This window comes from Dryocola baronae (assembly GCF_051297175.1).
Lineage (GTDB): Bacteria > Pseudomonadota > Gammaproteobacteria > Enterobacterales > Enterobacteriaceae > Dryocola.
This window is the reverse complement of the sequence record NZ_JBINNY010000001.1, coordinates 2,565,706-2,592,600: the sequence shown is the minus strand read 5'-3', so window position 1 is coordinate 2,592,600 and position 26,895 is coordinate 2,565,706. Positions and strand designations below refer to the sequence as shown.

Below are 26,895 nucleotides of genomic sequence, written 5' to 3'. Positions count from 1 at the left end.
TCAGTCAAGCCTCGTTTGAGTTTTGCGCAGCAGGCTGTCGCCCAAAAGATTACAGCCGACGACGAGCGCTGCGATAACCAGTCCCGGATAAAGCACCAGCCACTGCGCGAGCAGCATGTACGAACGGCCTTCGCCAATCAGGTTGCCCAGCGTCGGGGTCGGCGGCTGAATGCCCATGCCGAGAAACCCGATGGACGCCTCAAGCACAATCAGGCGCGGGATGTCTAACGTCAGCAGCACGATCAGCGGGGTGGCGAGGTTTGGCAGCACGTGGCGCAGCAGGATGCGCGGCGTGGAAAAGCCCATCGCGCGGACGGCCTCGATAAACTCCATCTCGCGGATTTCCAGCGTTTTGGCGCGCGCCACGCGGGCATAAATCGCCCAGCTGGTGACGCCCATGATCACGATGATGTTTTGCAGCGTGGTGCCGAACAGCGCCATTACCAGCAAAATCAGCAGGATAAACGGCACGGCGAGCTGGATGTCCATCAGGCGCATGATAACCGCGTCGACCCAGCCGCCGAGATACCCGGCAATCATGCCCAGCAGCGTGCCCGCCACCGCCGCAATCGCCGCCGCCAGCAGCACGACCATCAGCGACAGGCGCGTGCCGGACAAAATGCGGGAAAGCAGGTCGCGCCCGAGCTGGTCGGTGCCGAGCCAGTGGGTGCCGGAAGCCGTTACCGTGCCCGGCGGCAGGAAAATATCCGCCAGGCTATTGGTTAACGGGTCGGGAAGGGGCAGCCAGGGTGAAACGAGCGCCGCAAGAATGACCGCCGCCAGCAGGAAACCGCCGACGACGCCGTCCCCGGAAAAGCGGCGGCGCGGGCGGCGGGACAGCAGGCGTGCTGGGAAGATCATTTCACCCTCAGGTCGAACAGCGGGATGCGCGCGTCGGCACGGCCTTTAAAGGTTACGGTTTCGCCGTTGGCGTACAGGGAGTCTTCACGGTAGAGCGGGATTAACGGCTGCTCTTTCGCCACTTCCTGCTGGATCTGCTGAAGGATCTGCTCGCGTTTTTTGCCGTCGACCGTGCTGCGGCTGGCGTTCAGCAGCTTATCCAGCTCCGGCGAGTTCACCGTGGAGTAAGGTTCGCCCGAATGCAGAATTGGGTACAGCGCGGCGTCGGCGTCCAGCGTCTGGGTTGAGCCCCACGCCAGCATGTACATTTGCGCCTGCTTGCCGGACGCCACCTGCTGGGTGTAGACCGACCATTCCGGCACTTCGAGCTGGGCCTTCACGCCGATAGCCGCCAGATCCTGAACGATCGCCTGGGCGACTTCCGCGCTTGCGATGTAGCGCCTTGGGGCCTGGAATTTCAGGGTGAAGCCGTCGGCATAGCCCGCTTCTTTAAGCAGCGCCTTGGCCTTCTCCACGTCCTGCGCCGGGGCCGGAACGTTTAAATAGCCGAAGTCTTTTGCGCCCGCCATGGTGCCGGTTGGCGTACCGAAGCCGTGCAGCAGCTGCGAGGTATAGGCCTGGCGGTTCAGCGCAAGGGAAAGCGCCTGGCGCACGCGCACGTCGCCGAGCGGTTTCTCATTATTTTTTAGGCCGAGATATATCGTCAGCCCGCCGCCTTTTACCTGCTCAAGCTGCACGCCAGGTTTGTTTTTCAACGCGCCGACCAGGTCGGCCGGTACGCTGTCCACGAGCTGCACTTCGCCGGTCAGCAGGGCGGTAATCCGCGCCGTGGCTTCCGGAATTGGCCGCCAGGTTACGGTGTCGATGGAAGGCTTGCCGCGCCAGTAATTTGGGTTGGCCTGCATCACTACGCGCTCGTCAGGTATAAATTCTTTTAATGTATATGCGCCACTTCCGACAGGTTTTCGTGCAAATTCCGCAGCACCGACTTTACTTACATAGGCAGGCGGAACGATATATGTTGGGTAACGGCTCATTCTGGTGGGCAAAAGCGGGTCCGGGCCGTCGGTATGAATTCTTACCTGATGCTCGCCCGTTACTTCAACAGATTTAATGGTTCTGATGTAAGATATGGTCGGCGCGTGGTTCTTTGGATCGAGAATTCGGTCGATGGAAAACTTCACCGCAGCCGCGTTAACGGGCTCGCCGTTGCTAAAAGTGACCCCGGGACGCAGATCGAATTGCCAGGTCGTGTCATCCAGCGCTTTCCAGGAGGTAGCCAGGCCCTGCTGAAGCTGCATCGCGCTGTCGCGCAGGATCAGGGTATCGAAGAGATTGTCGACCAGTGTGGCGGCTTCTTTAAGAAAACCAGGGTCCATCGCCGTGGCGGAGGCAGGTTGCGCAATCACCAGTTCGCTGGCATTGCCCAGCGGCGAGGCGAGCGCGACCAGCGCTGCCAGGATTGCAAGTTTACGGCCCGATTGTTTCATTTAGAGTCAGTCCCTATGCGTAATCGTCGTCATTTGACGGATTAAAATGGGTAAAAAATTCACACTGGTTATATAAATGGGCAAAGATAAATACATGATATATCTTATAAGCTCCGTTTATGACAAGCCAGTCTATGAAACTACAATGACAAAATAGTTTTTTTGCAATAGGAAATAAACATGCTTGATCTGGAAAAAGCCCAAAGAATGAGTTTGACCATGCAGGTTGAGGCCCGGTTAAAAAGTGCATTGATTGTAGGGGCATTGAAACCAGGCGCTCGTTTGGTCACCAAAGATATTGCCGAGCAGTTAGGGACAAGTATTACGCCGGTGCGTGAGGCTTTATTACGGCTTGTCTCTTCCGGGGCGCTGGACGCCACGCCCGCCCAGGCTTTTTTAGTCCCGGAGATTACGCTTGGCCGGTATCACGAAATCAACACGATTCGTAAAAGCCTGGAGGTGATGGCGGTTACCGAAGCGGTGCGTTTGATCAATAAAGAATCGCTGGCGACGCTGCATCAGCTGTATGACGCTTTCCGCGCTGCGAAGGTGGCGGGCGACGTTGAGCAGGCGTTACAGGCAAACCGGGCGTTTCGCTTCCAGCTTTACGGCTACGCGCAGATGCCGACCCTGACCGCGCTTATTGAGCAACTTTGGGTGCGAATTGGACCCTGCTTTAACTATCTCTACCCGCAGTCAGAGGAAATGGCGCAGGGCCACCATAATTACGATGATTTATTGGAAGCGCTAGAGCAGGGTGATTCCCAACGCTGCGTGAAAGCGTTGATTAAATCCATTGACGATGGGGCGACTATTTTACGTGAGCAGTATTTTGGCTAACGATTAGTCACCGTCAGAAATTAATACTCTTTTTCAAACGCGGCCTTTATTGCGCCTGCGGGTACCCGTACGCGTTCGATAAGGGCCGGCTTTAATCTGCAATAGGTTTAATTAGCGGCGAAATTAATTTTTATGACCGATATCAATAAAGGCAAAATATTGTAGCTGCAATAAATTGCCTTTAGATAATTAAGCGTTACTTAAGTGCTTGCGCTAAATCTGCCTGCAAATCACCCGCATCTTCGATGCCTACCGACAGGCGAATCAGCTGCGGCGTGATGCCGTTAGCCAGACGCTGTTCTAACGGGATGGAGGCGTGCGTCATGCTGAACGGCTGGCTGACCAGGCTTTCTACGCCGCCCAGGCTTTCTGCCAGCGTAAACAGCTTCAGCCTGCTTATCACCTCGGTCGCGCGCCGCTCGTCGCCGCGTACGACTATCGAAATCATCCCGCCCGGCTGCGCCATCTGCCGACGGGCGAGGTCGTACTGGGGATGGGTTTCCAGCCACGGATAATAAACGTTTTCGATTTCCGGATGTTCGGCAAGCCACTGCGCAAGCCGTAGGGCGTTGGCGCTGTGGCGCTCGATGCGCAGGGCGAGGGTACGAATACCGCGCAGCGTCAGGAAGCTGCTAAACGGATCGAGAACGCCGCCGACGGCGTTTTGCAGATAGCCGATTTTATCAGCCAGCTCCGCGTTTGCGCCCACAACCGCGAGGCCCGCCACCACGTCGGAATGCCCGTTGAGGTATTTGGTCGCCGAATGCACCACGATATCAAACCCCAGCTCAAGCGGGCGCTGAATGGCCGGTGATGCAAAGGTGTTGTCCGCCACGCTGATGAGCTTATGACGGCGAGCGATATCCGCAACGGCCTGCAAATCCACCAGTTTTAACAGCGGGTTGGTCGGCGTTTCCACCCAGATCATCCGCGTTTCAGGGCGAATTGCCGCCTCCAGCCCCGCCAGATCGTCGGGTTTTACCCAGCTCACCTCAAGCGCTGCCGTGCGGCGGCGCACGTTTTCGATAAGACGCCAGGTGCCGCCGTACACGTCGTCAATGGCAACGATGTGGCTGCCGCTGTCCAGCAGCTCCAGCACCGTCGAAATGGCCGCAAGCCCGGACGCAAACGCGTAGCCACGGCTGCCGGATTCCAGCTCGGCAATCGCGGTTTCCAGCGCGTGGCGGGTCGGGTTGCCGCTGCGCGAATATTCATAGCCGGTGTGCTGGCCGGGGGCCGGCTGCTCGAAGGTTGAGGTGGCGTAAATCGGCGGCATTACCGCCCCGTGGGCGTCGTTAAACGTGCCGCTGTGTACGCTGTGGGTAGCAAACTTAGTCATGTTGATTTCCTTTTAGATCCCGTAGTGCAAGGCCGTGCTCGCTGAGCCACTGGTCGTTAAACATTTTTGAGAGATATTTGTTGCCGCTGTCGCAGGCGAAGGTCACCACGCGTTTCGGCTCGGTCTGCGCGCGACAGTAGCGCAGGGCCGCGGCGAGCAGGGTGCCCGTCGAGGATCCTGCCAGAATGCCTTCGCGCATCAGCAGTTCGCGGGCGGTGGCAAAGGTTTCGCCGTCCGAAATGCGGTACGCCTGCGCAACGCCGTCGATGCGGGCAAGCGGCGGAATAAAATCTTCGCCGATGCCTTCCACCAGCCAGCTTCCCGGCTCTTCGTGCGCGCCGTGTTCCACCACGTCGGCCAGAATCGAACCCTGCGGATCGGCAAGAATAAATTCGGTGTGCGGGGAGCGGGTTTTAAAGAAGCTTTGCAGCCCGCCGAGCGTGCCGCCTGAACCGACGCCCACCACGATGGCGTCAACGTGGCCGCCGGTTTGCGCCCAAATCTCCACCGCCGTGCTTTCCGCGTGGGCCTTTGGGTTGGAAGGGTTAGAGAACTGATCGATGTAGCAGCTGTCGGGAATGTCCTGCGCCAGGCGGCGAGCGTAGTCCTGGTAGTATTCCGGATGGCCTTTGGTGACGTCCGAGCGCGTCAGCCGCACGTCCACGCCCAGCGCCTTGAGATGGAATATTTTCTCGCGGCTCATTTTATCCGGCACCACCAGTATGAGCGGATAGCCCTTTTGCGTGGCGATCAGCGCCAGACCAAGGCCGGTATTGCCCGCCGTCGCCTCGATAATGGTACCACCGGGCTTAAGCGCGCCGGTTTGCTCGGCGTGGGTAATCATCGCCAGCGCCACGCGATCTTTAATCGATCCGCCGGGGTTCTGGTTTTCCAGCTTCAGCAGCAGTTCGCAGGGGCCGGTATCAAGCCGATTGAGGCGCAGCAGCGGGGTGTTGCCGATCAAATCGAGGACGGAATCTACAATTGGCATGGTTTTCTCGCAACATGAAAAGTGTTCATGTTGCGGATAATAGGGCGGTAAAAGCGGACGTCTAAAGAACTTAAAACCAGCCTATAGAACACAAAGTAATATAATCTGCTATCTAAGCCGTAGGGAAGGAGAGCCGTATGGCGGTTTAGAAATATCGATGGCTAAACGAAGGCGGAATGGCGCTGAAATGCCTAAAGTTTGCACAGTTTGCCCGACGGCACGGTCGTGCGCCGGGATAGCTTTGCCGGAATTTGTCTAAGGTTAGACGGGACTACTGGCTGCGCCTGTCGCGGATCCAGTCCTGAACCTCCACCACAAACTCGTCGGGCGCTTTGCGAAACACGCGGCGGGCTAAATCGAGGATGGTGTGCTGCGCCAGCGCTTCTTCCATCCGCTGCTGGGCGGTGTTCATCACGGCACGAATGCCGCAGATGCCTTCGCAGGCCCACGCCGGTGGGGATTCGTCGAACACCGCAAGGCGCTGGCGGATCTCTTTACAGTCAAAAATATGCTTCGGCCCGTCGATGGCCGCGACGATATCCAGCACGGTTATCTGCTCCGGCAGGCGCGCCAGCATAAACCCGCCGCCTTTGCCTTCGGTGCTGGCGACCAGCCCGGCTTTGGAAAGCCGGGTAAATATTTTGGCGAGATAATCGTAGGGAACGCCCTGCAGCTCGGCGATTTCACGCACGCTCATTTCGACGCCGTTACCCTTGTTATCCACCATACACACCAGGCTATGAATGCCGTATTCCACGCCCGCGCTGTAAAAAGCCATATCGCCCCCGCCATGTTTAATCCGAGTAATGTAGGGATATCGAGGCCCGGTTGCAACGGAAAGGGCTTTCTGCTGACGATATAAAGTTAACTCCGAAAAGACTTGTCGGAGTTAACTGCGACAAGTATAGTCGCAGATATCGGCCCGGTGCGGGCATTACCTTGGAAGGAAGATCCAGTGAAAGAAAAGATCCTGATTCTTGGCGCAGGCTTTGCGGGCATGTGGGCGGCTTTAAGCGCGGCCCGCCTTACGGCAATGCACGACCGCAGCGATATCGACATCGTGGTGTTGGCCCCGCAGCCCGAACTGCGCGTTCGCCCGCGCTTCTATGAGCAAAAGGTAGAAACGCTGGTTTCGCCGCTGATGCCGCTGTTTAACGCCACCGGGGTTCGGTTCCTGCAGGGGGCAGCGCAGCGCATCGATACCCAGGCGAAATGCGTCTGGTATCACAACGGGCAGGACGAAAGCACGCCTGAACACTACGATCGTCTGGTGATCGCCACCGGCAGCCGTCTGCGCCGCGATCTTGTGCCGGGCGCCGCCGATCGCGCGTTCGATCTTGACCAACTTGAAACCGCGCTGCGCCTCGAGCAGCATCTTAACCAGCTTGCCGCGCGGCCTGATTCCGAGGCGCGCAATACCGTTGTCGTCTGCGGCGGCGGCTTTACCGGCATTGAGGTTGCAACCGAGCTGCCGCACCGCCTGCGCGCCATTCTTGGCGAGGGCTGCAATCCGCGCGTTATCGTCGTGGAGCGCGGCAACGTCGTCGGCGGGCGTTACAGCGAAGCGCTGCGTGCGGTCATCGGCGAGGCGAGCGACGCGCTGGGCGTGGAATGGCGGCTCGGCGCGGAAGTAGCCGAGGTGAACGAGCAGGGGGTGTTGCTTGCCGACGGAGAACGCATTCCTTCCAGCACGGTGATATGGACGGTTGGCGTACAGGCAAGCCCGCTGACGGCGCAGATTGACGCCCAGCGCGACGGCCAGGGGCGTCTGCACGTCAATGAATATCTTCAGGTTCCCGGCTACGAAGACGTTTTCGCCACCGGCGACGTTGCCCGCGCGGCGACGGACGATAAGGGAAACATCGCGCTGATGACCTGCCAGCACGCCATCATGCTTGGGCGGTTTGTCGGCCACAACGCGGCGGCGTCGCTGCTGGGCTTCGAGCCTTTAACCTATCGCCAGGTGAACTACGTCACCTGCCTTGACCTCGGCGGCTGGGGCGCGGTGTATACGGAAGGCTGGGATCAGCAGGTGAAGCTCACCCGCGCGGAGGCCAAGAAGCTGAAGCTTTCTATTACCAGCGAGCTTATCTACCCGCCGCAGGCCGACCGTAAAATTGCCTTTGAAACCGCAGATCCGTTGGCGGCGTTCGTCTAAGCAGCGGTATGATGCGCGTCAGGATTAAGCATCAGGATGCCATTATGAACGACATTACTTTTTTCCAGCGCTTCGAAGCGGATATTCTCGCGGGCCGTAAAACCATCACGCTGCGCGACGAGGCCGAATCCCACTTCCAGCCGGGGCAGCGCCTGCGGGTCGGGCGCTACGAGGACGACGTTTACTTCTGCACGATTGAGGTAATAAGCGTGGAGCCGGTGCTGTTAAGCGAGCTGACCGACGAGCACGCGCGGCAGGAAAATATGACGCTGGCGCAGCTTAAAGAGGTGATTGGGGAGATTTACCCGGGGCTTAACGAGCTGCACGTTATCTCTTTCGTTCTTGTTTAAGCCCGGCGGCGGATGGCACTTCGTTTATCCGCCCTACGGGATTTCGGTTTTGTAGGTTGAATGGCACATCGTTTATTCGCCCTACGGATTTCGGTTTTTGTAGGTTGGATGGCGCTTCGTTTATTCGCCCTACGGATTTCGGCTTTTGTAGGTTGATGGCACTTCGTTTATTCGCCCTAAGGATTTCGGCTTTTGTAGGTTGGATGGCCCTTCGTTTATCCGCCCTACGATTTTTCGGTTTTGTAGGTTGAATAAGCGTCAGCGCCATCCAACGTCTTTCATCCATCATCCATTTGTAAATCACTGAAACCTCTCCACAACGCGTGGAGAGGTTTTTTTACGTTTTACAGCGAGTTACTCAACGCATCCACCGCGATAATCGCGTTGGCAACGTCGTCACCCGTCAGGTTTGGGTTAAGGTTTTTAAGCGTGTCGCCCTCGCTGTTGGCAAGGGTGCCGATTTTCACCAGATCCTCACGGCTCGCCTTATCGAGATGCAGCTCCTTGAGCGTGGTCGGCATGCCGATGGAGCGATAGAAATGGATGTACTCGGCGATTTCGTCGTCGGAGCGCTGCTCAAGCACCATCTGCGTCAGCGTGCCGTAGGCGACTTTTTCGCCGTGGGTCAGGTGGTGGATATCGCCCTGAATCGCGGTGAAGCCGTTGTGAATGGCGTGCGCGCCCGCAAGCCCCGCGTTCTCAAAGCCCAGCCCGGAAAGCAGGGTGTTGGCTTCAACCACCGCTTCAACCGCCGGGGTGACGACCTTTTGCTTGACCGCCTGGAAGGCGCTGTAGCCGTAGGTGAGCAGCGTTTGCTCGCAGGCCTCGGCGATCGCCATCGCCGCCACGGTCGGCAGGCCGTTAACCATCGACTGCGAGTGTGAATTCTTCACCGCCTGGGCTTCGACGAAGGTTGCCAGGCCGTCGGCAATGCCGGATGCAAACAGGCGAGCGGGTGCCTGAGCGCAAACGCCGGTATCAACGAGCACGAGATCCGGGTTTTTGGTGTAAAAACGATAGGTGTCAAACACGCCTTCATCGGTATAGATCACCGACAGCGCGCTGCACGGGGCGTCTGTGGAAGCTACGGTGGGCACAATCGCCACCGGCGCTTTTAGCTCATCGGCTACGGCCTTGGCGGTATCCAGCGTTTTGCCGCCGCCCAGGCCCACAATCACTTCGCTGCCCGCCTTTTTGGCTACCGCCGCCAGGCGGCTGATTTCATTCCCGGAGGATTCGCCGTTAAAGCGTTCGTAGTGAAGGCCAACGTTCGCCGAATCAAGCGCCGAGCGTACCTTGTCGCCGGTGATTGACCATACCGTATCGTCGGCAATGACGAAGGCGCTCTGGCCCAGTTCCGCAATGTAATCGCCCAGCTCGCCGAGCACGCCCATTCCCTGTACGTATTTACGCGGTGATGAAAAAACGAATTTACTCATAACTGATCTCCCTGATGGTCGTTCTCACTATGAAAATCTCGTCTGGCAATCCCTGTACCGATTGCCGCGCTTTTACCCTAACACAGGTTTCATTCGAAAGTTTGAAAAGGGGCAAAAGCAGGATGCGGGGTGTAAACAAAAAGGAAGGGGGTTGCCCCTTCCTCGATAAGCGTTACCGGCTGGCTTTTTTCAGCATCTGATAAAGCTCATCTTTCAGCCTTAACTTCTCTTTTTTTAGCTGGATGACCTTGTCGTTGTATCCCGTACCCTGGGGGCCCTCCCGGCGCAGAATTTCATGGTCAAGCTGGTTGTGTTTGTCGAACAGGCTGAGGAAGCGTGGATTGGCGGATTTGAGTTCGGTGATCAGTTCACGATATTCAGGAAACATATCAAACCTCCCTGGGACTGTGAGTCGGTGGATGGGTTGTAGGCCGTACTGCTTAATCAAAGCCGTAACCAGTGTAGAGGCGTTGAGCGGCGAAAGTGAAGTTTAGAATCGTATGGGTTTGTCAATTTGCGATCGGGGTAGCGGGACGGCGGCAACGCTTACATTTTAATCATTCACACAGCTTATAAAACCGCAATTTGATAAAGACAGGCGCAATATGATGTGCTAAAACACATGTAAGATATATCATAAACAAACATAAGAGCGCCCTATGACCTCCGAACAAAACAAACCAAAACTGCCTAAACGCGTTAAAAATGAACTTAAATTCCGTGAACTCGCGGTAAAAAGCAAAGAAACCATCGCCGGTTGTTTCTACCGCATCGTATTTTCCGGCGAGCAGCTGGCCGGTTTTTCATCTCAAGGCTTTGACGACCACGTAAAAGTGTTTTTCCCGGACAGCGATGGCCGGCTCAACATGCCGGAAATCACCGACGAAGGCATCGTCTGGGGCGACGGCCCGCGCCCGGTTTCCCGCGACTATACGCCGCTCGCCTTTGACGGCGAACGCAACGAGCTGACGATTGATTTCTATATTCACGACGGCGGCGTGGCCAGCGGCTGGGCGAGCGCGGCGCGGCCGGGCGATACCCTAATGATCGGCGGGCCGCGCGGTTCGCTGGTCATCCCAACCGACTATAGCTGGCAGCTCTATGTGTGCGACGAAAGCGGGCTGCCCGCCGTGCGCCGCCGCCTGCTGTCGCTGCCGGAAGACGTCACGGCGCGCGTGCTGGTGAACAGCCATCACGCTGGAACCGAGTCGTACCTGAGCGAGTTTTCACGCGCCGAGGTGGAGTGGCTCGACGGCGAAGCGGCCATCGCCCAGAAGCTCAGGGCGCTTAACGTCCCGGCGGAAGACTACTTCGTGTGGTTAACCGGCGAGGGCGGCGAAGTGAAGCGCCTGTGCGACGAGCTGCTGGCAGCCCACGCTCTGGACGCCGACTACGTGCGCGCCGTGGCCTACTGGCACAACAAATAGGAGCTGATGATGCGAATTCATCATTTACTGCATACCCGCCACGAAAAGCATGAGCGCCACGGCATTCACGGCGGCCACGGTCGTCACGGCCACGAACAGCAGGGGCAGGAGGGAAAAGGGCGTCACCGTCGCGAAAGGCTGTTTGACGCCCGCGATATCCGCCTGCTAATCCTCAACATTTTGTCCACCAGCGCCGCCCACGGCTACGAGCTGATTAAATCTATCGAAGCGCTGGCGAAGGGCGAATACGTTCCAAGCCCGGGCATTATCTACCCGAACCTGACGCTGCTCGAAGAAACGGGGGCCATTCACGCGGAGGAAAGCACCGGCGGCAAGAAGGTCTGGCAGCTGACGGACGAAGGGAAAGCGAGCCTTGAAAAGCAGCGCGACGAGGTGGACGCCGTTATTAGCCGCCTCGAGTCGCTTGGCGTGCTCGGCGATAACCGCCGCATTCCCGAAGTTCAGCGGGCTGTCCACAACTTCAAAACGGCGCTCAATACCAAACTCGGCAAGGGCGAGCTGTCTAAAGAGACGCTTTACAAAATTATCGACACCCTCGATCAGGCCGCAAAAGACATCGAACGCAGCTGATAAAGTGTAAAACTCACCCGTCGTCCCGCCCGGGACGACATAAAACTCTGGCTATTACCCTATTTTCTGCTGAATACCTGCACAATAATTATAAAGTTTTTCCCTCAAACGCCGACAAACATTATGTATCTGTTGCTAAATGAATGGGAAAGCATGTTAAATCGTATAAAAGTCGTCACCAGTCTATTATTTGTACTGGCATTATTCGGGATTTTACAATTAACGTCCGGCGGTTTGTTCTTTAACGCCCTGAAAAGTGACAAGGAAAATTTTACCGTTCTACAAACTATCCGCCAGCAGCAATCCACGCTTAACGGCAGTTGGGTCGCGCTGCTGCAAACCCGTAACACCCTGAACCGCGCCGGTATCCGTTACATGATGGATACCACCAACACCGGCAGCGGCTCCACCGTCAATGAACTCATGCAAATCGCCAGCACGTCCTTAAAGCGTGCCGAAGAGCAGTGGGCGGCCTATGAAGCCCTGCCGCGCGACCCGCGCCAGAGCGACCAGGCAACCCAGGAGATCAAACGCAATTACGACATCTACCACAACGCGTTAGCCGAGCTAATCCAACTGCTGGGCGCGGGGAAAATTAACGATTTCTTCGACCAGCCGACGCAGAAGTATCAGGATGGCTTTGAACAGCAATACGTCAGCTACCTCGAGCAGAACGACCGCCTGTATCAGCTGGCCGTGGACGACAACAACAGCTCCTACAACATGGCAATCTGGATCCTGATGACGATCCTGATCGCGGTGCTGGTGGTGATTGTTATCGTCTGGCTGGGCATTAAAACGACGCTTATCGCGCCGCTGAACAGCCTGATTGCCAGCATCCGCCATATCGCCGGTGGCGATCTGGTGCGGAAAATCGAAGTGGAAGGCACTAACGAAATGGGCCAGCTGGCGGACAGCCTGCGCAATATGCAGGCCGAGCTTGTCAGCACCGTGGGCGACGTGCGTAACGGCGCGAACGCGATTTACAGCGGCGCGAGCGAAATCTCCATCGGCAATAACGATCTGTCCTCCCGTACCGAGCAGCAGGCGGCTTCTTTAGAAGAAACCGCGGCCAGCATGGAACAGCTGACGGCCACCGTTAAGCAGAACGCCGAGAACGCCCGCCAGGCGAGCCAGCTTGCGTTAAGCGCCTCTGAAACCGCGCAGAAGGGCGGCAAAGTGGTGGATAACGTCGTGCGTACCATGAACGACATTGCCGGGAGTTCGAAGAAAATCGCTGATATTACCAGCGTTATCGACGGCATTGCCTTCCAGACGAACATTCTGGCGCTGAACGCTGCGGTTGAAGCCGCCCGCGCCGGTGAGCAGGGCCGTGGTTTTGCGGTGGTAGCGGGCGAAGTGCGTAACCTCGCGCAGCGCAGCGCCCAGGCGGCCAAAGAGATCAAGGGTCTTATCGAAGACTCGGTTAACAAGGTCGATACCGGCTCTACGCTGGTGGAAAGCGCCGGTGAAACCATGGACGAAATCGTCAATGCCGTCACCCGCGTTACCGACATCATGGGCGAAATCGCCTCTGCGTCCGACGAGCAGAGCCGCGGTATCGACCAGGTTGGCCTGGCCGTTTCCGAAATGGACCGCGTCACCCAGCAGAACGCCGCGCTGGTGGAAGAGTCTGCGGCCGCAGCGGCCGCGCTTGAAGAGCAGGCCAGCCGCCTGACGCAGGCCGTTTCCGTGTTCCGCATCACGCACGACGGCGTGAAAGAAACCCGCGAGCTGAAAACGCCGAAGCTGACCGCATCCACGCCTGCACCCCGCAAGCCCGCGCAGGCCAGCACCACCGATGAGAATTGGGAAACTTTCTAAGCGCTGAACATTTCTCGACAATAATTTAAGGGCTGCATATGCAGCCCTTATTGCTATTTTTGGCACTTAAGAGTCGCATATAAAGCTCTTAACTTCATGTGATACCCACTCCTTCCGTGCTATAATAAGAGCTTCAAACGCAACCCTTAACCCCTATTTTTACGCATAAGAGGTGCATACGTGGCTCTTAACCTCTATACCGAAACCGAACTGCTTGCCGAACTGGGCAACCGCCTGCGCGACCAGCGTCTGCGCCGTAACCTGCTGCAAAAAACGCTGGCCGAAAAAGCGGGGATATCCGTATCGGCGTTAAAAAAGCTCGAAGGACAGGGCAGCGGCTCGCTTGAAAACTTTATGAAGGTCGTTTACGCCCTGCGGCTGGAAAAGGAGCTTCAGCCGCTGTTTGCGCTCCGGCCGCTGACCATCGCGCAGATGGAAGCCATGCAGGAACCCACCCGCCAGCGCGCCCGCCGCACCGTGCGTAAAAAGGAGAAAACGGCATGAACTACCAACCGTTGCGCAGAGTGGAAATTATCTATCGGGGGTGGGGCGAAGCGTGGCCGCTGGGCACGCTTGCCGAAGGCACCGCGCGGGGCCGCTGGCTGTTTGAGTACAGCCCGCAGGCGCAGGAGCGCGGCATTGAGTTTTCCCCCCTCCAGCTGCCCTTAGGTGGAGAAACCTTCGCCGATTTTGAAAGCCATCAGGAAGGGCTGCCCGGCTTTCTGGCGGACTCCCTGCCGGACGGCTGGGGAAGGCTGCTGATGGACCGGCTGCTGCGGCGCAACCGGCTGGAGCCCGCGCGCGTTTCGGTTCTCGACCGGCTGGCCCTGCTCGGCGAAGACACGATGGGCGCGCTGACCTACCGCCCGCTGCTCAGCCTGCCGGACAAAAAAGAGGATGAGCACAACATTCAGAGCCTTTTGGAACTCGCCCAGGAGGTGCGCCAGGAGGTTGCGGGCCAGCATTCCGAAGCCCTGCGCGAACTGGTGCGGCTTGGCGGCTCCCCGCACGGCGCGCGGCCGAAAGCCGTGGTGGAATACAACGCGCAGAGCGGCGAAATGGCAACCGCGCCGTTTACCGGCAGTGAACCCTGGCTGGTGAAATTCCCCTCGGCCCAGGAGGCGAGCTGGGTCTGCGCGCTCGAAGAGGTATACGCTCGGCTGGCGCGGCTTGCGGGCATAGATTTCCCTGCCAGCGGCTACTTCCCGCTGGACGACGGTCTGGCCGCCTTTGGCGTTCGCCGCTTCGACCGCCGCAACGGCATGCGTATTCCCGTCCTCAGCATGGCCGGTGCGCTGCACGCTGATTTTCGGCTACCGAGCCTCGATTATACGGATGTTCTCCGGGCGACCAGCCTGATCACGCGCAGCGTCAGCGAAAGGGAATGCCAGGCGCGGCGCATGGTATTCAACGTGCTGATGAACAACCGTGACGACCACGCGAAAAACTTCTCGTTTATCCTCAACGAAGAAAGCGAGTGGCAGGTTTCCCCGGCCTACGATCTCACCTTCCAGGACGGGCCGGGCGGCGAGCATCAAACGGCGGTGCAGGGTCACGGCGCGGGGATTACGCGCACCCTGCTGCTGAAGGCGGCGCAGAGCGCCAGCATTAATGCGAACGTGATGAATGCCATTATTGACGAGGTAGCGGAAGTCGCGAGCGGTTTTACCGCTGTGGCTCAAGATCTGGCCGAGGCCATTCCGCGCGAAGAGATTCGACGGGTGGCCGGGCGCATTGATCAAAACCTCAACGGGCTGCTCAGGTAGCCCATTCCCTCATAAAACCTGCGGCTATGCTTTGCCGGTTTTTAACTAACCAAATGTAAATTAATTGTTTCACGGCGGCGTCACGACACTCTATTAATGACGGTATGTTAATTAAATCGAGTGCGTGATATGTCCTATCGAATCAGCCTGCTGGATAAAAGCCCGGTCGCCGACAATGAAACCCCTGCGGATGCGCTCCAGCACACGCTAAGCCTTGCGCAACAGGCGGAAAGCTGGGGTTATCACCGTTTCTGGATCGCCGAACACCACAACACCTCACGTCTGGCAAGCCCGTCGCCCGAACTGCTCATCGCCTGGATTCTGGGGCAGACGCGCCGTATTCGCGTCGGCTCCGGCGGCGTGATGCTGCAGCACTACAGCCCTTACAAAGTGGCGGAAAACTTCAACCTGCTGGCGTCCATCGCGCCGGGCCGCGTCGACCTTGGCGTCGGCAAAGCGCCGGGCGGCCTGCCGCTGTCTACCCGCGCGCTGCAAAGCGGGCTGCATCAGGATGAGAAAGGATCGTTTGCCGACCAGCTGGCTCAGCTGGATAACTGGCTGTCGCTGCCTGCCGCGCCGGATGACGAAGAGGCGCTGCGCGCCACGCCCGTCCCGCAGCACGGCGCCGGTCGTTTTCTGCTGGGCGCAAGCCGTGAAAGCGCGCTGCTGGCGGCGCAGTTAGGCTGGGAGTTTGTCTTTGCCGCCCACCTTAACGGCGATAAAGCCCTGCTGGCCGACGTGCTGAAAACCTGGCGCGAACACGGCCAGCGCGACGTTATCGTGGCGGTGCAGGTTATCGTCGCTAAAACGGCGGCGCAGGCGGACGCGCTGGCAGAGCAGGTGCAGATCTGGGGCGTCGAGCTGGAAAACGGCCAGCGCGTAAGCGTAGGCAGCGAAGCGCAGGCCCACGCCTTTGCGCACCAGGCGGGCAGCCCGGCAAAACGCATCGAACGCCGCGAGCCGTCGCTGCTCAAAGGCACCGCCGAAACCGTTCACGCGGGGCTTGCCGCCCTGCAGCAAGAGTTCGGCATCCACGAATTTATTATCGATACCCCCATCGCCGAACCTCAGGCGCGCGGCCTGTCGCTGCGCCTGCTGGCGGGCAGCCGTCCGACGCCTGCCGTCGCCGAGTTTGTCGCCGAACATGAAGCCTGGTAAGGGGACGCGAATGGCACTGGCAGAACGATTGATTGACTGGCGGCGCGAGCTGCATCAGCACCCGGAGCTTTCCGGGCAGGAAGTGGAAACCACCGCGCGTATTCGTCACTGGCTGGAGGACGCGGGCCTGCGCCTGCTGCCTTATCCGCTGCACACGGGCGTGGTGGCCGAAGTGGGTAAAGGCGATAAGGTGATTGCGCTGCGGGCGGACATCGACGCGCTGCCCATTGACGAGGCCAGCGGCGTGGCGTTTAGCTCAACGCGTCCGGGCGTAATGCACGCCTGCGGGCACGACGTTCACAGCAGCGTCATGCTGGGTGCCGCGCTGCTGCTCAAGGATCACGAAAAGCAGCTGCCGGGCAGGGTGCGCATCATTTTTCAACCGGCGGAAGAGAACTTCACCGGGGCGAAGGCGGTGATTAAAGCCGGAGCGCTGGAGGGCGTAAGCGCCATTTTTGGCATGCATAACGAGCCGGGGCTGCCCGTGGGATCGTTCGCCACCCGAGGCGGGGCGTTTTACGCCAACGTCGATCGCTTCATTATCCGCATCAGGGGAAAAGGCGCACACGCGGCGCGCCCGCACGAGGGCAACGACGCCATCGTGCTGGCAAGCCAGCTGGTGAGCGCCCTACAGTCCGTCGCCAGCCGCAATATCAACACGCTGGATTCGGTGGTGGTCAGCGTGACGCGCATCCAGGGCGGCAATACCTGGAACGTGCTGCCGGAAACGGTGGAGCTGGAGGGTACGGTGCGCACCCATCAGCCGGACGTGCAGCGGCGGGTGGAAAAGCGCATTCGCGAACTGGCGGACGGTTTTGCCGCCGCGTTCGGCGCGCAGATCGACGTGGAATGGTTTGCCGGGCCAACCACCCTGGTGAACGATGAGAAATGGGCGGCGTTCGCCACCCGCGTTGCGCGCGACGTCGGCTATCACACCCAAACCGCCGACGTGCACATGGGCGGCGAGGATTTCGCGGTGTATCTCAAAACCGTTCCCGGCGCGTTTGTCAGCATCGGCAGCGCGAGCGTATATGGCTTACACCACCCGGCGTTTAATCCTGACGAAGCGCTGATTGAAGGCGCGGCGCGCTATTTCGCCTCGCTCGCCGAACAGGCCTTACTGGAAAACTAACCCAATCGTGACCCCTGGGGAATAACGCCCCGGGCATCGTGCGCCCTGAAGATGAGGAAATAAAATGTCTGAACAACGACAGCTGCGGCTTGGCACTATATTACACGGCGCATCCGGAAATATGTCCGCATGGCGACATCCCGCCGCCGTGGCCGACGCGAGTATTAATTTTGAGTTTGTCAAAGAGACCGCCAGAAAGGCCGAAGAGGGCAAGCTCGACTTTCTGTTTGTCGCCGACGGCCTCTATATTAACGAGAAATCCATTCCGCATTTTCTTAATCGCTTCGAGCCGCTGACGTTATTATCGGCGCTGGCGAGCATTACCAGCCGCTTAGGCCTGGTCGGCACGCTGTCCACCTCTTACAGCGAGCCTTTCACCGTGGCGCGCCAGTTCGCAAGCCTCGACCACTTGAGCCACGGCCGCGCGGGCTGGAACGTGGTGACGTCGCCGCTGGAAGGCTCGGCGAAAAACTTCTCTCGCGATAAGCACCCGGAACACGCGCTGCGCTATCGCATTGCGGATGAATATCTCGACGTTGTGAAAGGCCTGTGGGATTCCTGGGAAGAGGACGCCTTTATTCGCGATAAGGAAAGCGGCCGGTTCTTTGACGCAAATAAACTGCACGCCCTGAATCACCACGGCGATTTCTTTAAGGTCGCCGGGCCGTTAAATATCGGCAGAACGCCGCAGAGTAGGCCGATTATCTTTCAGGCCGGCGCGTCGGACGACGGTAAGAAATTAGCGGCGCGCCACGCTGACGCGATATTTACCCATCACGAAACGCTGGAAGAAGCGCAGCACTTTTATCGCGATGTAAAAAGCCAGCTGGCAAACCACGGCCGCCGGGCCGACGAGCTGCATATTTTCCAGGGCGTGAGCGTCATCGTGGGCAAAGACGCTGAGGACGTGGAAAACCAGTATCAGACCACCGCCGCGCTGGTCTCCGTTGAGGATGCGCTTAACTACCTGGGCCGCTACTTTGAACACCACGACTTTAGCCAGTACGCGCTTGACGCGCCGTTCCCCGACATCGGCGATTTAGGCCAGAACAGCTTTCGCAGCACCACCGACGAAATCAAACGCAACGCCCGCGAGCGCGGTCTGACCCTGCGCCAGGTGGCGCTGGAAGCCGCCTCGCCGCGCCCGCGCTTTGCCGGAACGGCGCAGGAGGTTGCCGACGGGCTTCAGCGGTGGTTTGAAACCTACGCCGCCGACGGCTTCATTATTCAGGGCGGCACGCCGGATACCTTCCCGCGCTTTGTGGATGAAGTGGTTCCTGTGCTCCAGGCACGCGGGCTGTTCCGCCGTGAATATCCCGGCACTACGCTGCGCGAAAGCCTGGGCCTGTCCGCCCCGGTGAATCAGTACACACAACGATAATTTAAAGAGAACCCGCTATGCAGAAAACATCGCTACTGTTGGCCATCGCTCTGGCCTTTGCACCCGCCGCCGTGCTGGCGCAGGACGTCACGATCAACGGCGCGGGCGTAAGCCTTGAAGCCAACAAAAATCCGCTTAATACCGCGAAGAATCCGCAGGCCATTGCGGCGCTGCCAAAAGACTATCGCTTTGCCGTGCCGGGGAAATTTACCGTGGCGGTTGCCGCGCTGAACTCGCCGCCGCTCACCGTCTTCGCCGACGATAACAAAACGCTGCTCGGCAGCGAGGTGGACATCGCCCGCCTGGTTGCCGACAGCCTCGGCCTCGAGCTGAACGTGGTGCCAACCTCGTGGGAAGACTGGCCGCTCGGCGTCACCTCCGGCAAGTACGACGCGGCCATCAGCAACATCACCGTCACCAAAGAGCGCAAAGAGAAGTTCGACTTCGCCACCTACCGCAAGGACTCCCTCGGTTTTTACGTGAAGTCGACCAGCCCGATTAAGGCCATTGAGAAGGCCGAGGATATCGCCGGGCTGCGCATTATCGTTGGCTCCGGCACCAACCAGGAATCCATCCTGCTGGCGTGGAACGCGGAAAACCAGAAGAAGGGCCTCAAGCCGTTCATTCCGGTTTATACCAAAGATGATGCCGCCCAGACGCTGGCGATTCAGTCCGGGCGCGCCGATGCCTTCTTTGGCCCGAACGTCATCGGCGCGTGGAAAGCGGCGCTGACCGGTAAAACCCGTCTGGTCGGCAGCGTGGACGGCGGCTGGCCGAAGGCGGCGCACATCGCCGTGACGCTGAAAAAGGGCGGCGGCCTCGTTGCGCCGGTTCAAACGGCGCTAAACGGCGTAATCAAGAACGGCGACTACGGCAGGGTGCTGAGCCGCTGGGGAGAAAGCGTCGAGCAAATTCCCGCCTCTGAAATCAACCCCGCCGGGCTTGGGGACTAAGGAGAACGCGATGAACGAACGATTTCGTGATGTTTCCCCGGAAGCGCCGGAGCTTGCGCCGATAATCAGCGGCCTGTTTGGCGAGTATGCGGCGCGCTACGGGGACTACTTTTCCCGCGATGCGGAGGTTGAGCTTACCGAATGGTATCTGCCGCCGCAGGGCCTGTTTATCGTGCTGGAGCGCGACGGCGAGATTATCGCAACCGGTGCCTACAAGCCGTTTGACGAAGAGACCGCCGAGCTTAAGCGCATCTGGACGCATGCCGCCTTGCGCAAGCAGGGGCTGGCCGGGCGCATCGTCCAGGAGCTGGAAAGAAGGGCGCTGCTGGCGGGCTACGGCAACGTTTATCTGACCACCGGGTTCCGCCAGCCGGAGGCGGTGAAGCTTTATCTCAGCCAGGGCTACGCGCCGCAGTTTGATATACACCGCGATCCGGAGGAGTACAGCGTCGAGCCGTATGACGGCCGCCTGCGCTTCATCAAGCAGCTCGCGAACGACCAGCGCAAAACCGCGTGAGGACATAACATGACGACTCCCTCAACCATCAAAGTTGTTCCGGCACGCTACCCGCTACGCACCGTTGGCGCGCTGGTGGCGCTGTTCGTGCTGGCGATCGTTATTCAGTCGGTTGCCTTTAACCCGCGCTGGGAATGGGGCGTGTTCGCGCGCTGGTTCTTTGACCCGGTGATTCTGGAAGGGCTGGCGCAGACCCTGCTGCTGACGCTTATCGGCACCGTGCTGAGCGTGGTGCTCGGCGGCATGCTGGCGCTGGCGCGGCTGTCGTCGTCCTGGCTGCTTAATTCGCTGGCGTGGGGCTATATCTGGCTGTTCCGCTCGCTGCCGCTGATCGTGGTGCTGATTATTCTCTACAACTTCTCGTACCTGTACGACACGCTGTCGCTCGGCATTCCGTTTACCGATATCAGCTGGGGCAGCTATGAAACCATCAACGTGCTCGGGCAGTTTTCAACGGCGGTGGTTGGGCTTACGCTGGTGCAGAGCGCCTATACCGCAGAGATTATTCGCGGCGGCTTTCTGGGCGTAGACCACGGGCAGTACGAGGCGGCGGCTGCGTTAGGCCTACCGGCCTGGCGGCGCACCGTGCGCATTATATTGCCGCAGGCGCTGCGCACTATTTTACCGGCGGGCTTCAACGAAATTATCAGCCTCGCCAAGGGTACGGCGATGGTTTACGTGCTGGCGATGCCGGAGCTGTTCTACACCATCCAGATGATCTACAACCGCACCCAGGAAGTGATCCCGCTGCTGATGGTGGGGGCGGTGTGGTATCTGGCGATCACCAGCGTCCTGTCGCTGATTCAGCACGTTGTTGAACGCTGGCTTGCCCGCAGCGAACGCCGCTCGGCTATCAACCCGCAAAGCAGCGCCCGCACCCTTTCGTCAGCCCAGCCTGCGTTACAGGCTCAGGAGGCCGTTCATGCACCCGTCCGTTGAAAGACCCGGCCATATTTCCATTACCGGCGTCAGCAAATACTTTGGCCGCCACAAGGCGCTGGATAACGTTTCCCTCGAGCTGCCGCCCGGCTCGGTGACGGTGATCCTCGGGCCGTCCGGTTCCGGGAAATCTACCCTGCTGCGCGCCATCAACCATCTTGAGCGCGTCGACGAGGGCTTTATTCAGATTGACGGCGACTATATCGGCTACCGTCTGCAGGGCGACCGGCTCTATGAGCTCAAGGAGAAGGAGATCCTGCGCCAGCGCGTTAACGTCGGCTACGTGTTCCAGAACTTCAACCTGTTCCCGCATCTGACGGTGCTGGAAAACCTGATTGAGGCGCCCATCGCCCATAAACAGCTCAACCGCAAAGCGGCTATCGAGCGGGCCTATGAGCTGCTTGACGTGGTTGGGCTGCGCAACAAGGCGGACGCCTGGTCGCGCCATCTTTCCGGCGGGCAGCAGCAGCGCATCGCCATAGCCCGCGCCCTGGCGCTGCGCCCGCGCGTGATGCTGTTTGACGAGCCGACGTCGGCGCTTGACCCGGAGCTGGTGGGCGAAGTTCTCGACGTCATCAAGAAGCTCGCCCGCTCCGGCACGACGCTCGTCGTCGTCACCCACGAGATCGGCTTTGCCCGCGAGGTGGCCGACAAGGTGGTGTTTATGGTCGACGGCAAAATCGTCGAGCAGGGCAGCAGCGACGAGGTGCTCAACCGGCCGCAGCACGGCCGTACCCGACAGTTTTTATCCAAAGTGCTGTAAGGAGCGCAGATGAAATCAGGAGCACTGGCGCTGATGCTGTTCAGCGCCGCGACGTTCGCACGGGACGGCATTGATTTGCAGGCCAACGAGCAGCCGATCCACACGGCGAAGAATCCGCAGGCCATCGGTAAAATCCCGCCCGCGTTTAGGTTCGTCGAACCGGGCACGCTGACGGTGGCAATTTCGGCGCTCAATTCGCCGCCGCTGGCGATGCTGGCAAGCGACAACAGAACGCGGATCGGCAGCGACCCGGATATCGCCCGCCTGCTGGCCGATAGCCTCGGCCTTAAGCTAAAGCTGGTGCCGACCGCGTGGGAGGACTGGCCGCTCGGCATTACCTCCGGGCGCTACGACGTGGCGCTGGTCAATATTGCGGTGACCGAGCAGCGTAAAGAGAAGTTCGACTTTGCGACCTATCGCGTGGATTCGCTGGCGTTTTCCGTCAAGGCCGGGAGCGAGATTAAATCGATTAGCGGGCCGGAAGACGTAGCGGGGCTGCGGGTTATCGTCGGCTCGGGCACTAACCAGGAGAAAATCCTGCTCGGCTGGAATGAACAAAACCAGCGGGCGGGGCGCAAACCCGCACTGCCGATTTACCTGACGGACGATGCCTCCGGCAATCTCTATATTCAGTCAGGCCGGGCAGACGTGTTTTTCGGCCCGCAAAGCGTGTCGGCTTATAAGGCAGCGCTGACCGGGAAAACCCGCGTTGTTGGCTTAGGGCCGAAGAAAGCCTTCGTTGCCACAACGACCAAAAAGGGCAACGGGCTGGTCTATGCGCTGCAGGCCGCGTTAGACGGCGCGGCAAAAAGCGGCGAGTATCAACAGGTGCTGGCGCGCTGGGGAGAAAAGGGCGAAGAGGTTGCGGCTTCAGAGGTGAATCCACCGGGGATTACCTATCCTTAGGGAGCGCAAAACCCTTCACCAGGAATATTTATCGCTCATCAGATCTCGGAGGCCTTTGTTATTGGACAGCGGGACGTCCAGAGCCTGGTCAATGGCCTGATATTGTTCAGCGGTGACGATTAGGTGATTCTCAAGATGTTTGGCTCCTGAGATATAAATTCGCGGCGTCACCCCGGACAGCTTCTTAAAGAAGGCGATAAACGCGCTGTCGCTGGCAAAGCCCAGCTCGCCTGCGGTAAACGACAGGCTTTGGCCGGTCGCCAGCAGCTCGATGGCCTTCAGAAAACGCCACTGCTGCCGCCACTGCTGGTAGCTCAGGCCCGTTTGCTGAATAAAGATCCTGCTGATGGTCTTTTCACTTGCGCCAACTTTTCCCGCCAGCTCGTTAAGCAGCGGGGGCAGCGCGTCGCCGGTAAAGTGGCTTAAACGCCTGTCCGTGGGCAGCCGCAGGATCATCGGCTCCTGACAGGCGGCGTGAAGCTCGTCGAGGCAAACCGCAAGCAGGTTTGAACCAGCCCCATGCCGCCAGTCGGTATTGAAATCCGACAGCGCGATGCGTTCCAGCACGGCGTTAAGCAGGGGGTTGGCGTTCAGCACCGCGACGTCCTTCGGCAGCAGCTCCACGTATTGCGCGTTCAAATAGATTGAGCGATACCCCACCACGTCTTTCATCTCTGCCCGGTGCGGCGTATGCGGTGGGATCCACGCGATGCGCGTAGGCGGCAGCATGCACAGCTTTTCCGCAAGCGTAATCCGCACGCAGCCGCTTTCGCTAAACAGCAGCTGGCCCATCGCGTGCCGGTGCGTGCCCGAGTCGTGTTCGGCAAGCTCGGCGGCAATGCCGACCAGCGGCAGGTGCATGCGGTCGGGGTTAAAATCTGCGTCTGCTTTTATCCATGCCATAGGTTGTCCGATATGCGCTATTGAATGTCCTGATGATTGTAATGGGACAGAGTTTGCCGTGCTACTTTTGCGCCTCAAAAACACGAGGACAAAAGAGTGAATATTAAGATCGGGCTTGCGCTGCTGACCGCCCTAATGATGTTTCCGCAGATCGTTGAAACTATCTATAGCCCCGCGCTGCCGGATATTGCCATTGCCTATCGGGTGAGCGCGGAACAGGCCGGGCAGACGCTTTCGCTGTACTTCTTCGCCTTCGCGCTGGGCGTGGTGGTTTGGGGGCGGCTTTGTGATATCTGCGGGAGAAGGCCCGCCGTGCTGCTGGGGCTGCTTATCTATGGAGTGGCTTCGCTCCTTGCGCTGACGTCGGAAAATTTTCACCTGCTGCTGGTGGCGAGGATGCTCGCGGCCTTTGGGGCGGCGGTGGGATCGGTATGCACACAGACGATCCTGCGGGATACCTTTAGCGGCCAAAGGCTTGCGCAGGTGTTTTCGGTGATGGGCGTTGCGCTCGCCGTAAGTCCGTTAATCGGCATGCTGGCCGGGTCGGCATGCATTTATTTCTTCGGCTACCGGGGCGTGTTTGCGGGACTTGCGCTTCTGGCGGCGCTGCTGCTGGGCTGGGCGGCGCTAAGATTACCCGAGTCCCGCCCGCGAACCGTTGCGCCGGTGTCCATGCTCAAAACGCTGGGGGCCATGCTAAAAGACCGCCATATCTGGCGCACCGCTTTGCTGGTGGCCCTGTTCAACCTGAATCTTTTTAGCTATTACCAGCTTGCGCCTTTTGCCTTTCAGCAGCTGGGATACGCGCCGGAAATCTTCGGCTACAGCGGGGCGATCCTGGCGCTGGGCGCAGGGGGCGGAGCGTGGCTGAACAAATCGCTGCTTAAGCGCGGCGTGTCCAGCGAAAGGCTTATACGGCTGGCGGTAGCGATGTCGCTGTTCGGTGGCATCGCCGTGACGCTTCTTTTGCACTTGCAAACCGCGTCCTTTGTGCTGGCCGAAATGCTTATCGTGATGGGCTTTGGCATCGCCATCCCGAATATTCTCTCTGCCGCGCTGGTGGATTACGCCGAACTCAGGGGCACGGCGGGGGCAATTTTGGGACTGTTTTATTACGTCCTGCTGGGCAGCGGGCTGGTATTCGCAGGCTGGCTGCAGCATCTGGGATGGGTGGCGACGGGGAGCAGCGCGGTTGCGCTGCTGTTGACGCTACGGCGTGCGGTCAGGCCAGCAGAACCTGGCTGATAAAGCCCTGAATATCGTCGATAGCCTGTTTGCGGGCGAGCGGGGCGCTGTCGATGATCAGCTGGTCTGAATAGCCGTTGAGCAGTGCGCCAAGCTGGCGGGTTACGCGCCTGACGTCGGTTTGCCGGAAGACGCCGCTGCTGATGCCCGCTTCGATAATGCCCGCCAGCAGCGCGTCCCATTTTTCGGTCAGCAGCAGGGCGAAGTCCGCGTAAACCTTGTTGTGTACCGCGAGCCGCCACAGCGAACCGTACAGCTCCCATACCGCGTCCGCGCGGTCAGGCAGATAATCTTCAATCAGCACGTTCAGGCCCTGTTCGGGCGGCAGCGCGGTTGCCTTTTGCGTGAAGGTTGCAAGCTCGGCGTACATGAATTTGGAGAAAGCCTCGAGGCACAGCGTCTGCCAGTCCGGGAAGTAGTGATAGATGTGGCTGCGCGCGATGCCGACCCGTTCGGTCAGCTCGCGCGTGGTCACTTTTTCGACGCCTTTTTCGGTAAACAGGCTGATGGCGGCATCCAGAATTTTTTCCTTCAGCTCCGTCGCTTTCTCTTTCATGTCGTTGCCTTTTTTATGCCGGGGTTGCCGAACCGCTGAGCGAGCGCCCAACGGTAGCAGGCATTGCGGCAGATGTTAACCCACTTCCGGCAAAAGGCCGGTGGCAATCAGCGCCTGGATGATAATCACCCCGATACCGCAGGCGAAGACCAGCAGCAGCAGCGGCCTGCCGCCCGCGACCCGGTAGCCTGGGGTTTGATGATCCTGACGGCTTTTCCACACCAGCAGCGAAGGGATAATCAGCGCCAGAATCGCGAGAGCAACGCCCGCATAGCCCAGCGCCATCACGAAGCCCTGCGGGTAAAACAGCGCGAACACCAGCGGCGGAATAAACGTCATCAGCCCGGTTTGCGCGCGGCCCGAAGCCCTGCGGTTGCGCTGGAACAGATCGCCCAGGTAATCAAACAGGCCGAGGGAAACGCCCAGGAACGAGGTCGCCAGCGCCAGATCGGCAAACAGGTGAACCGCCAGCTCAACGTGCGGCGTTGCCACCACCTGGCGTACGGCCTGCAGCAGCCCATTTAGGCCAGAATGTTCCGCCATCAGCGTGCCGAACACGCCGGAATCAATGGCGCCAAGCGTTGCCAGCTGCCAGAAAATGTACGCCACCAGCGGGATCGCGCTGCCGGTGATAAACACCCAGCGCAGCTTGCGCAGGTCGCCGTTCAGGTAGCTGACGATGCTCGGCACGCTGCCGTGGAAGCCAAAGGAGGTAAAAATCACCGGAATGGCGGACAGGGCGAGGCCTTTTTCAATCGGTAGGGTGAGTAAATTCGTGTGGTGAATGTGCGGCATCATCAGCGCCAGCATCACGACCAGCAGAATGATTTTGGCGCTGAACAGCACGCGGTTGAACATATCCACCATGTGCGTGCCGACGCAAACCACGCCACCGGCAACCAGCGTAAACAGCAAAACGCCGGTCGTCGCGGAAATGTTGGTGGACAGCCACTGGCTGAGGCTGGCGGCGAGCAGTTCACCCGCGCCGCTGATGTAGGCGGCGGTCAGCGCGTACATCAAAAACAGCATGCTAAAGCCGGTCAGCCACTGGCCGGGGCGGCCAAGATAGCGGCGGGCGAGAGTGCCAAGGCCAGTGTCCGCCGAGACGTGCTGGTAAACCTCAACCAGCAGCAGCGCGGTGTAGCACATCAGCCCCCACAGGCCGAGCAGCAGAAGCAGGGTTACGCCAAAGCCCACGCCCGCAGAGGCCAGCGGCATCGCCAGCATTCCTGCGCCAATGGTGGTGCCAGCCACGATAAAGATACTGCCAAGAGTGCGATTCTTCACGCTTCCCTCTGATTTTACGTTTTTATAAGCGACATTGTGCCGCGCAGGGTAAGGGAAAACGCTGAGGGCGTCAAATCAG

General features: G+C 59.2%; 24 protein-coding genes and 2 pseudogenes. 16 read left to right on the top strand and 10 right to left on the bottom strand.

The genetic code is table 11. The annotated features are described in order from the left end of the window. Both ACSPHG_RS12195 and ACSPHG_RS12190 read right to left on the bottom strand, forming a co-directional pair. Positions 1-861 (bottom strand): ABC transporter permease, encoded by an 861-nt coding sequence (locus ACSPHG_RS12195; RefSeq protein ID WP_435953757.1) that lies wholly within the window; start codon positions 859-861, stop codon positions 1-3. Next, positions 858-2,351 (bottom strand): ABC transporter substrate-binding protein, encoded by a 1,494-nt coding sequence (locus ACSPHG_RS12190; protein WP_435953756.1) that lies wholly within the window; start codon positions 2,349-2,351, stop codon positions 858-860. The genes ACSPHG_RS12195 and ACSPHG_RS12190 overlap by 4 nt, the downstream gene beginning before the upstream one ends. Before the next feature lie 180 nt (positions 2,352-2,531). Between ACSPHG_RS12190 and ACSPHG_RS12185 the strand changes: the two genes are divergently transcribed. After that, positions 2,532-3,191: a GntR family transcriptional regulator gene (locus ACSPHG_RS12185; RefSeq protein WP_435953755.1), complete on the top strand. Its 660-nt coding sequence runs from the start codon at positions 2,532-2,534 to the stop codon at positions 3,189-3,191. 196 nt (positions 3,192-3,387) lie between these two features. On the opposite strand, the gene ACSPHG_RS12180 is transcribed toward ACSPHG_RS12185, so the two are convergent. The 3 genes and pseudogenes from ACSPHG_RS12180 to ACSPHG_RS12170 form a co-directional block, all read right to left on the bottom strand. Beyond that, positions 3,388-4,530, bottom strand: a complete 1,143-nt coding sequence (locus ACSPHG_RS12180) for a trans-sulfuration enzyme family protein (RefSeq protein WP_435953754.1) — start codon at positions 4,528-4,530, stop codon at positions 3,388-3,390. Beyond that, a pseudogene (locus tag ACSPHG_RS12175) lies at positions 4,526-5,521 on the bottom strand (PLP-dependent cysteine synthase family protein); the annotation flags it as partial. The gene ACSPHG_RS12180 and the pseudogene ACSPHG_RS12175, both read right to left, overlap by 5 nt. A gap of 271 nt (positions 5,522-5,792) precedes the next feature. Beyond that, positions 5,793-6,299: an RrF2 family transcriptional regulator gene (locus ACSPHG_RS12170; RefSeq protein WP_435953752.1), complete on the bottom strand. Its 507-nt coding sequence runs from the start codon at positions 6,297-6,299 to the stop codon at positions 5,793-5,795. A 177-nt stretch (positions 6,300-6,476) separates the two neighbouring features. On the opposite strand from ACSPHG_RS12170, the gene ACSPHG_RS12165 reads away from it, so the two are divergent. Beyond that, positions 6,477-7,679, top strand: coding sequence for an NAD(P)/FAD-dependent oxidoreductase (locus ACSPHG_RS12165; RefSeq protein ID WP_435953751.1), 1,203 nt, complete (start codon positions 6,477-6,479; stop codon positions 7,677-7,679). A gap of 41 nt (positions 7,680-7,720) precedes the next feature. Next, positions 7,721-8,029, top strand: a complete 309-nt coding sequence (gene yqfB / locus ACSPHG_RS12160) for a N(4)-acetylcytidine aminohydrolase (protein ID WP_435956005.1) — start codon at positions 7,721-7,723, stop codon at positions 8,027-8,029. Positions 8,030-8,373: 344 nt separating this feature from the next. Here the strand turns inward: yqfB and ACSPHG_RS12155 are convergent, their stop codons facing one another. Further along, on the bottom strand, positions 8,374-9,468 hold the full coding sequence (locus ACSPHG_RS12155; RefSeq protein WP_435953750.1) for a glycerol dehydrogenase: 1,095 nt from the start codon (positions 9,466-9,468) through the stop codon (positions 8,374-8,376). A 172-nt stretch (positions 9,469-9,640) separates the two neighbouring features. Continuing rightward, positions 9,641-9,856, bottom strand: a complete 216-nt coding sequence (locus ACSPHG_RS12150) for an HP1242/YdcH family protein (protein WP_435953749.1) — start codon at positions 9,854-9,856, stop codon at positions 9,641-9,643. A gap of 271 nt (positions 9,857-10,127) precedes the next feature. Here ACSPHG_RS12150 and ACSPHG_RS12145 point away from each other — a divergent pair, with 271 nt between their 5' ends. The 12 genes and pseudogenes from ACSPHG_RS12145 (at position 10,128) to ACSPHG_RS12090 (ending at position 22,825) form a co-directional block, all read left to right on the top strand. Then, positions 10,128-10,895 (top strand): siderophore-interacting protein, encoded by a 768-nt coding sequence (locus ACSPHG_RS12145; RefSeq protein ID WP_435953747.1) that lies wholly within the window; start codon positions 10,128-10,130, stop codon positions 10,893-10,895. 9 nt (positions 10,896-10,904) lie between these two features. Continuing rightward, positions 10,905-11,486, top strand: a complete 582-nt coding sequence (locus ACSPHG_RS12140) for a PadR family transcriptional regulator (RefSeq protein WP_435953745.1) — start codon at positions 10,905-10,907, stop codon at positions 11,484-11,486. 153 nt (positions 11,487-11,639) lie between these two features. Beyond that, complete coding sequence (gene tsr, locus ACSPHG_RS12135; protein ID WP_435953743.1) at positions 11,640-13,310, top strand: methyl-accepting chemotaxis protein; 1,671 nt, start codon at positions 11,640-11,642, stop codon at positions 13,308-13,310. Between the two features lie 180 nt (positions 13,311-13,490). Then, the gene (locus ACSPHG_RS12130; protein WP_435953741.1) at positions 13,491-13,814 is read left to right on the top strand and encodes a helix-turn-helix domain-containing protein; all 324 of its coding nucleotides are present in this window, start codon (positions 13,491-13,493) and stop codon (positions 13,812-13,814) included. Further along, the gene (locus ACSPHG_RS12125) at positions 13,811-15,076 is read left to right on the top strand and encodes a type II toxin-antitoxin system HipA family toxin (protein ID WP_435953740.1); all 1,266 of its coding nucleotides are present in this window, start codon (positions 13,811-13,813) and stop codon (positions 15,074-15,076) included. Before ACSPHG_RS12130 ends, ACSPHG_RS12125 begins: the two co-directional genes overlap by 4 nt. 129 nt (positions 15,077-15,205) lie before the next feature. Further along, positions 15,206-16,234: an MsnO8 family LLM class oxidoreductase gene (locus ACSPHG_RS12120; RefSeq protein ID WP_435953738.1), complete on the top strand. Its 1,029-nt coding sequence runs from the start codon at positions 15,206-15,208 to the stop codon at positions 16,232-16,234. A gap of 10 nt (positions 16,235-16,244) precedes the next feature. Further along, the gene (locus tag ACSPHG_RS12115; RefSeq protein ID WP_435953737.1) at positions 16,245-17,366 is read left to right on the top strand and encodes an amidohydrolase; all 1,122 of its coding nucleotides are present in this window, start codon (positions 16,245-16,247) and stop codon (positions 17,364-17,366) included. A 64-nt stretch (positions 17,367-17,430) separates the two neighbouring features. After that, positions 17,431-19,700 (top strand): annotated as a pseudogene (locus ACSPHG_RS12110) (NtaA/DmoA family FMN-dependent monooxygenase). A gap of 10 nt (positions 19,701-19,710) precedes the next feature. Further along, positions 19,711-20,217, top strand: a complete 507-nt coding sequence (locus ACSPHG_RS12105; protein ID WP_435953736.1) for a GNAT family N-acetyltransferase — start codon at positions 19,711-19,713, stop codon at positions 20,215-20,217. A 9-nt stretch (positions 20,218-20,226) separates the two neighbouring features. Continuing rightward, a complete protein-coding gene (locus tag ACSPHG_RS12100) occupies positions 20,227-21,156 on the top strand; it encodes an amino acid ABC transporter permease (protein WP_435953735.1) in 930 nt (309 codons plus the stop codon). Next, positions 21,140-21,919 (top strand): amino acid ABC transporter ATP-binding protein, encoded by a 780-nt coding sequence (locus tag ACSPHG_RS12095; RefSeq protein WP_435953734.1) that lies wholly within the window; start codon positions 21,140-21,142, stop codon positions 21,917-21,919. The genes ACSPHG_RS12100 and ACSPHG_RS12095 overlap by 17 nt, the downstream gene beginning before the upstream one ends. A gap of 9 nt (positions 21,920-21,928) precedes the next feature. Beyond that, a complete protein-coding gene (locus tag ACSPHG_RS12090) occupies positions 21,929-22,825 on the top strand; it encodes an ABC transporter substrate-binding protein (RefSeq protein ID WP_435953733.1) in 897 nt (298 codons plus the stop codon). 15 nt (positions 22,826-22,840) lie between these two features. Here the strand turns inward: ACSPHG_RS12090 and ACSPHG_RS12085 are convergent, their stop codons facing one another. Next, positions 22,841-23,728, bottom strand: a complete 888-nt coding sequence (locus tag ACSPHG_RS12085; RefSeq protein ID WP_435953732.1) for an AraC family transcriptional regulator — start codon at positions 23,726-23,728, stop codon at positions 22,841-22,843. A gap of 96 nt (positions 23,729-23,824) precedes the next feature. Here ACSPHG_RS12085 and ACSPHG_RS12080 point away from each other — a divergent pair, with 96 nt between their 5' ends. Beyond that, on the top strand, positions 23,825-24,973 hold the full coding sequence (locus tag ACSPHG_RS12080; RefSeq protein WP_435953731.1) for a multidrug effflux MFS transporter: 1,149 nt from the start codon (positions 23,825-23,827) through the stop codon (positions 24,971-24,973). On the opposite strand, the gene ACSPHG_RS12075 is transcribed toward ACSPHG_RS12080, so the two are convergent. Further along, complete coding sequence (locus tag ACSPHG_RS12075; protein ID WP_435953730.1) at positions 24,951-25,529, bottom strand: TetR/AcrR family transcriptional regulator; 579 nt, start codon at positions 25,527-25,529, stop codon at positions 24,951-24,953. The two genes, ACSPHG_RS12080 and ACSPHG_RS12075, sit on opposite strands and share 23 nt — an antisense overlap. Before the next feature lie 75 nt (positions 25,530-25,604). Further along, a complete protein-coding gene (tyrP, locus tag ACSPHG_RS12070) occupies positions 25,605-26,816 on the bottom strand; it encodes a tyrosine transporter TyrP (RefSeq protein WP_435953729.1) in 1,212 nt (403 codons plus the stop codon). Positions 26,817-26,895 lie beyond the last annotated feature (79 nt).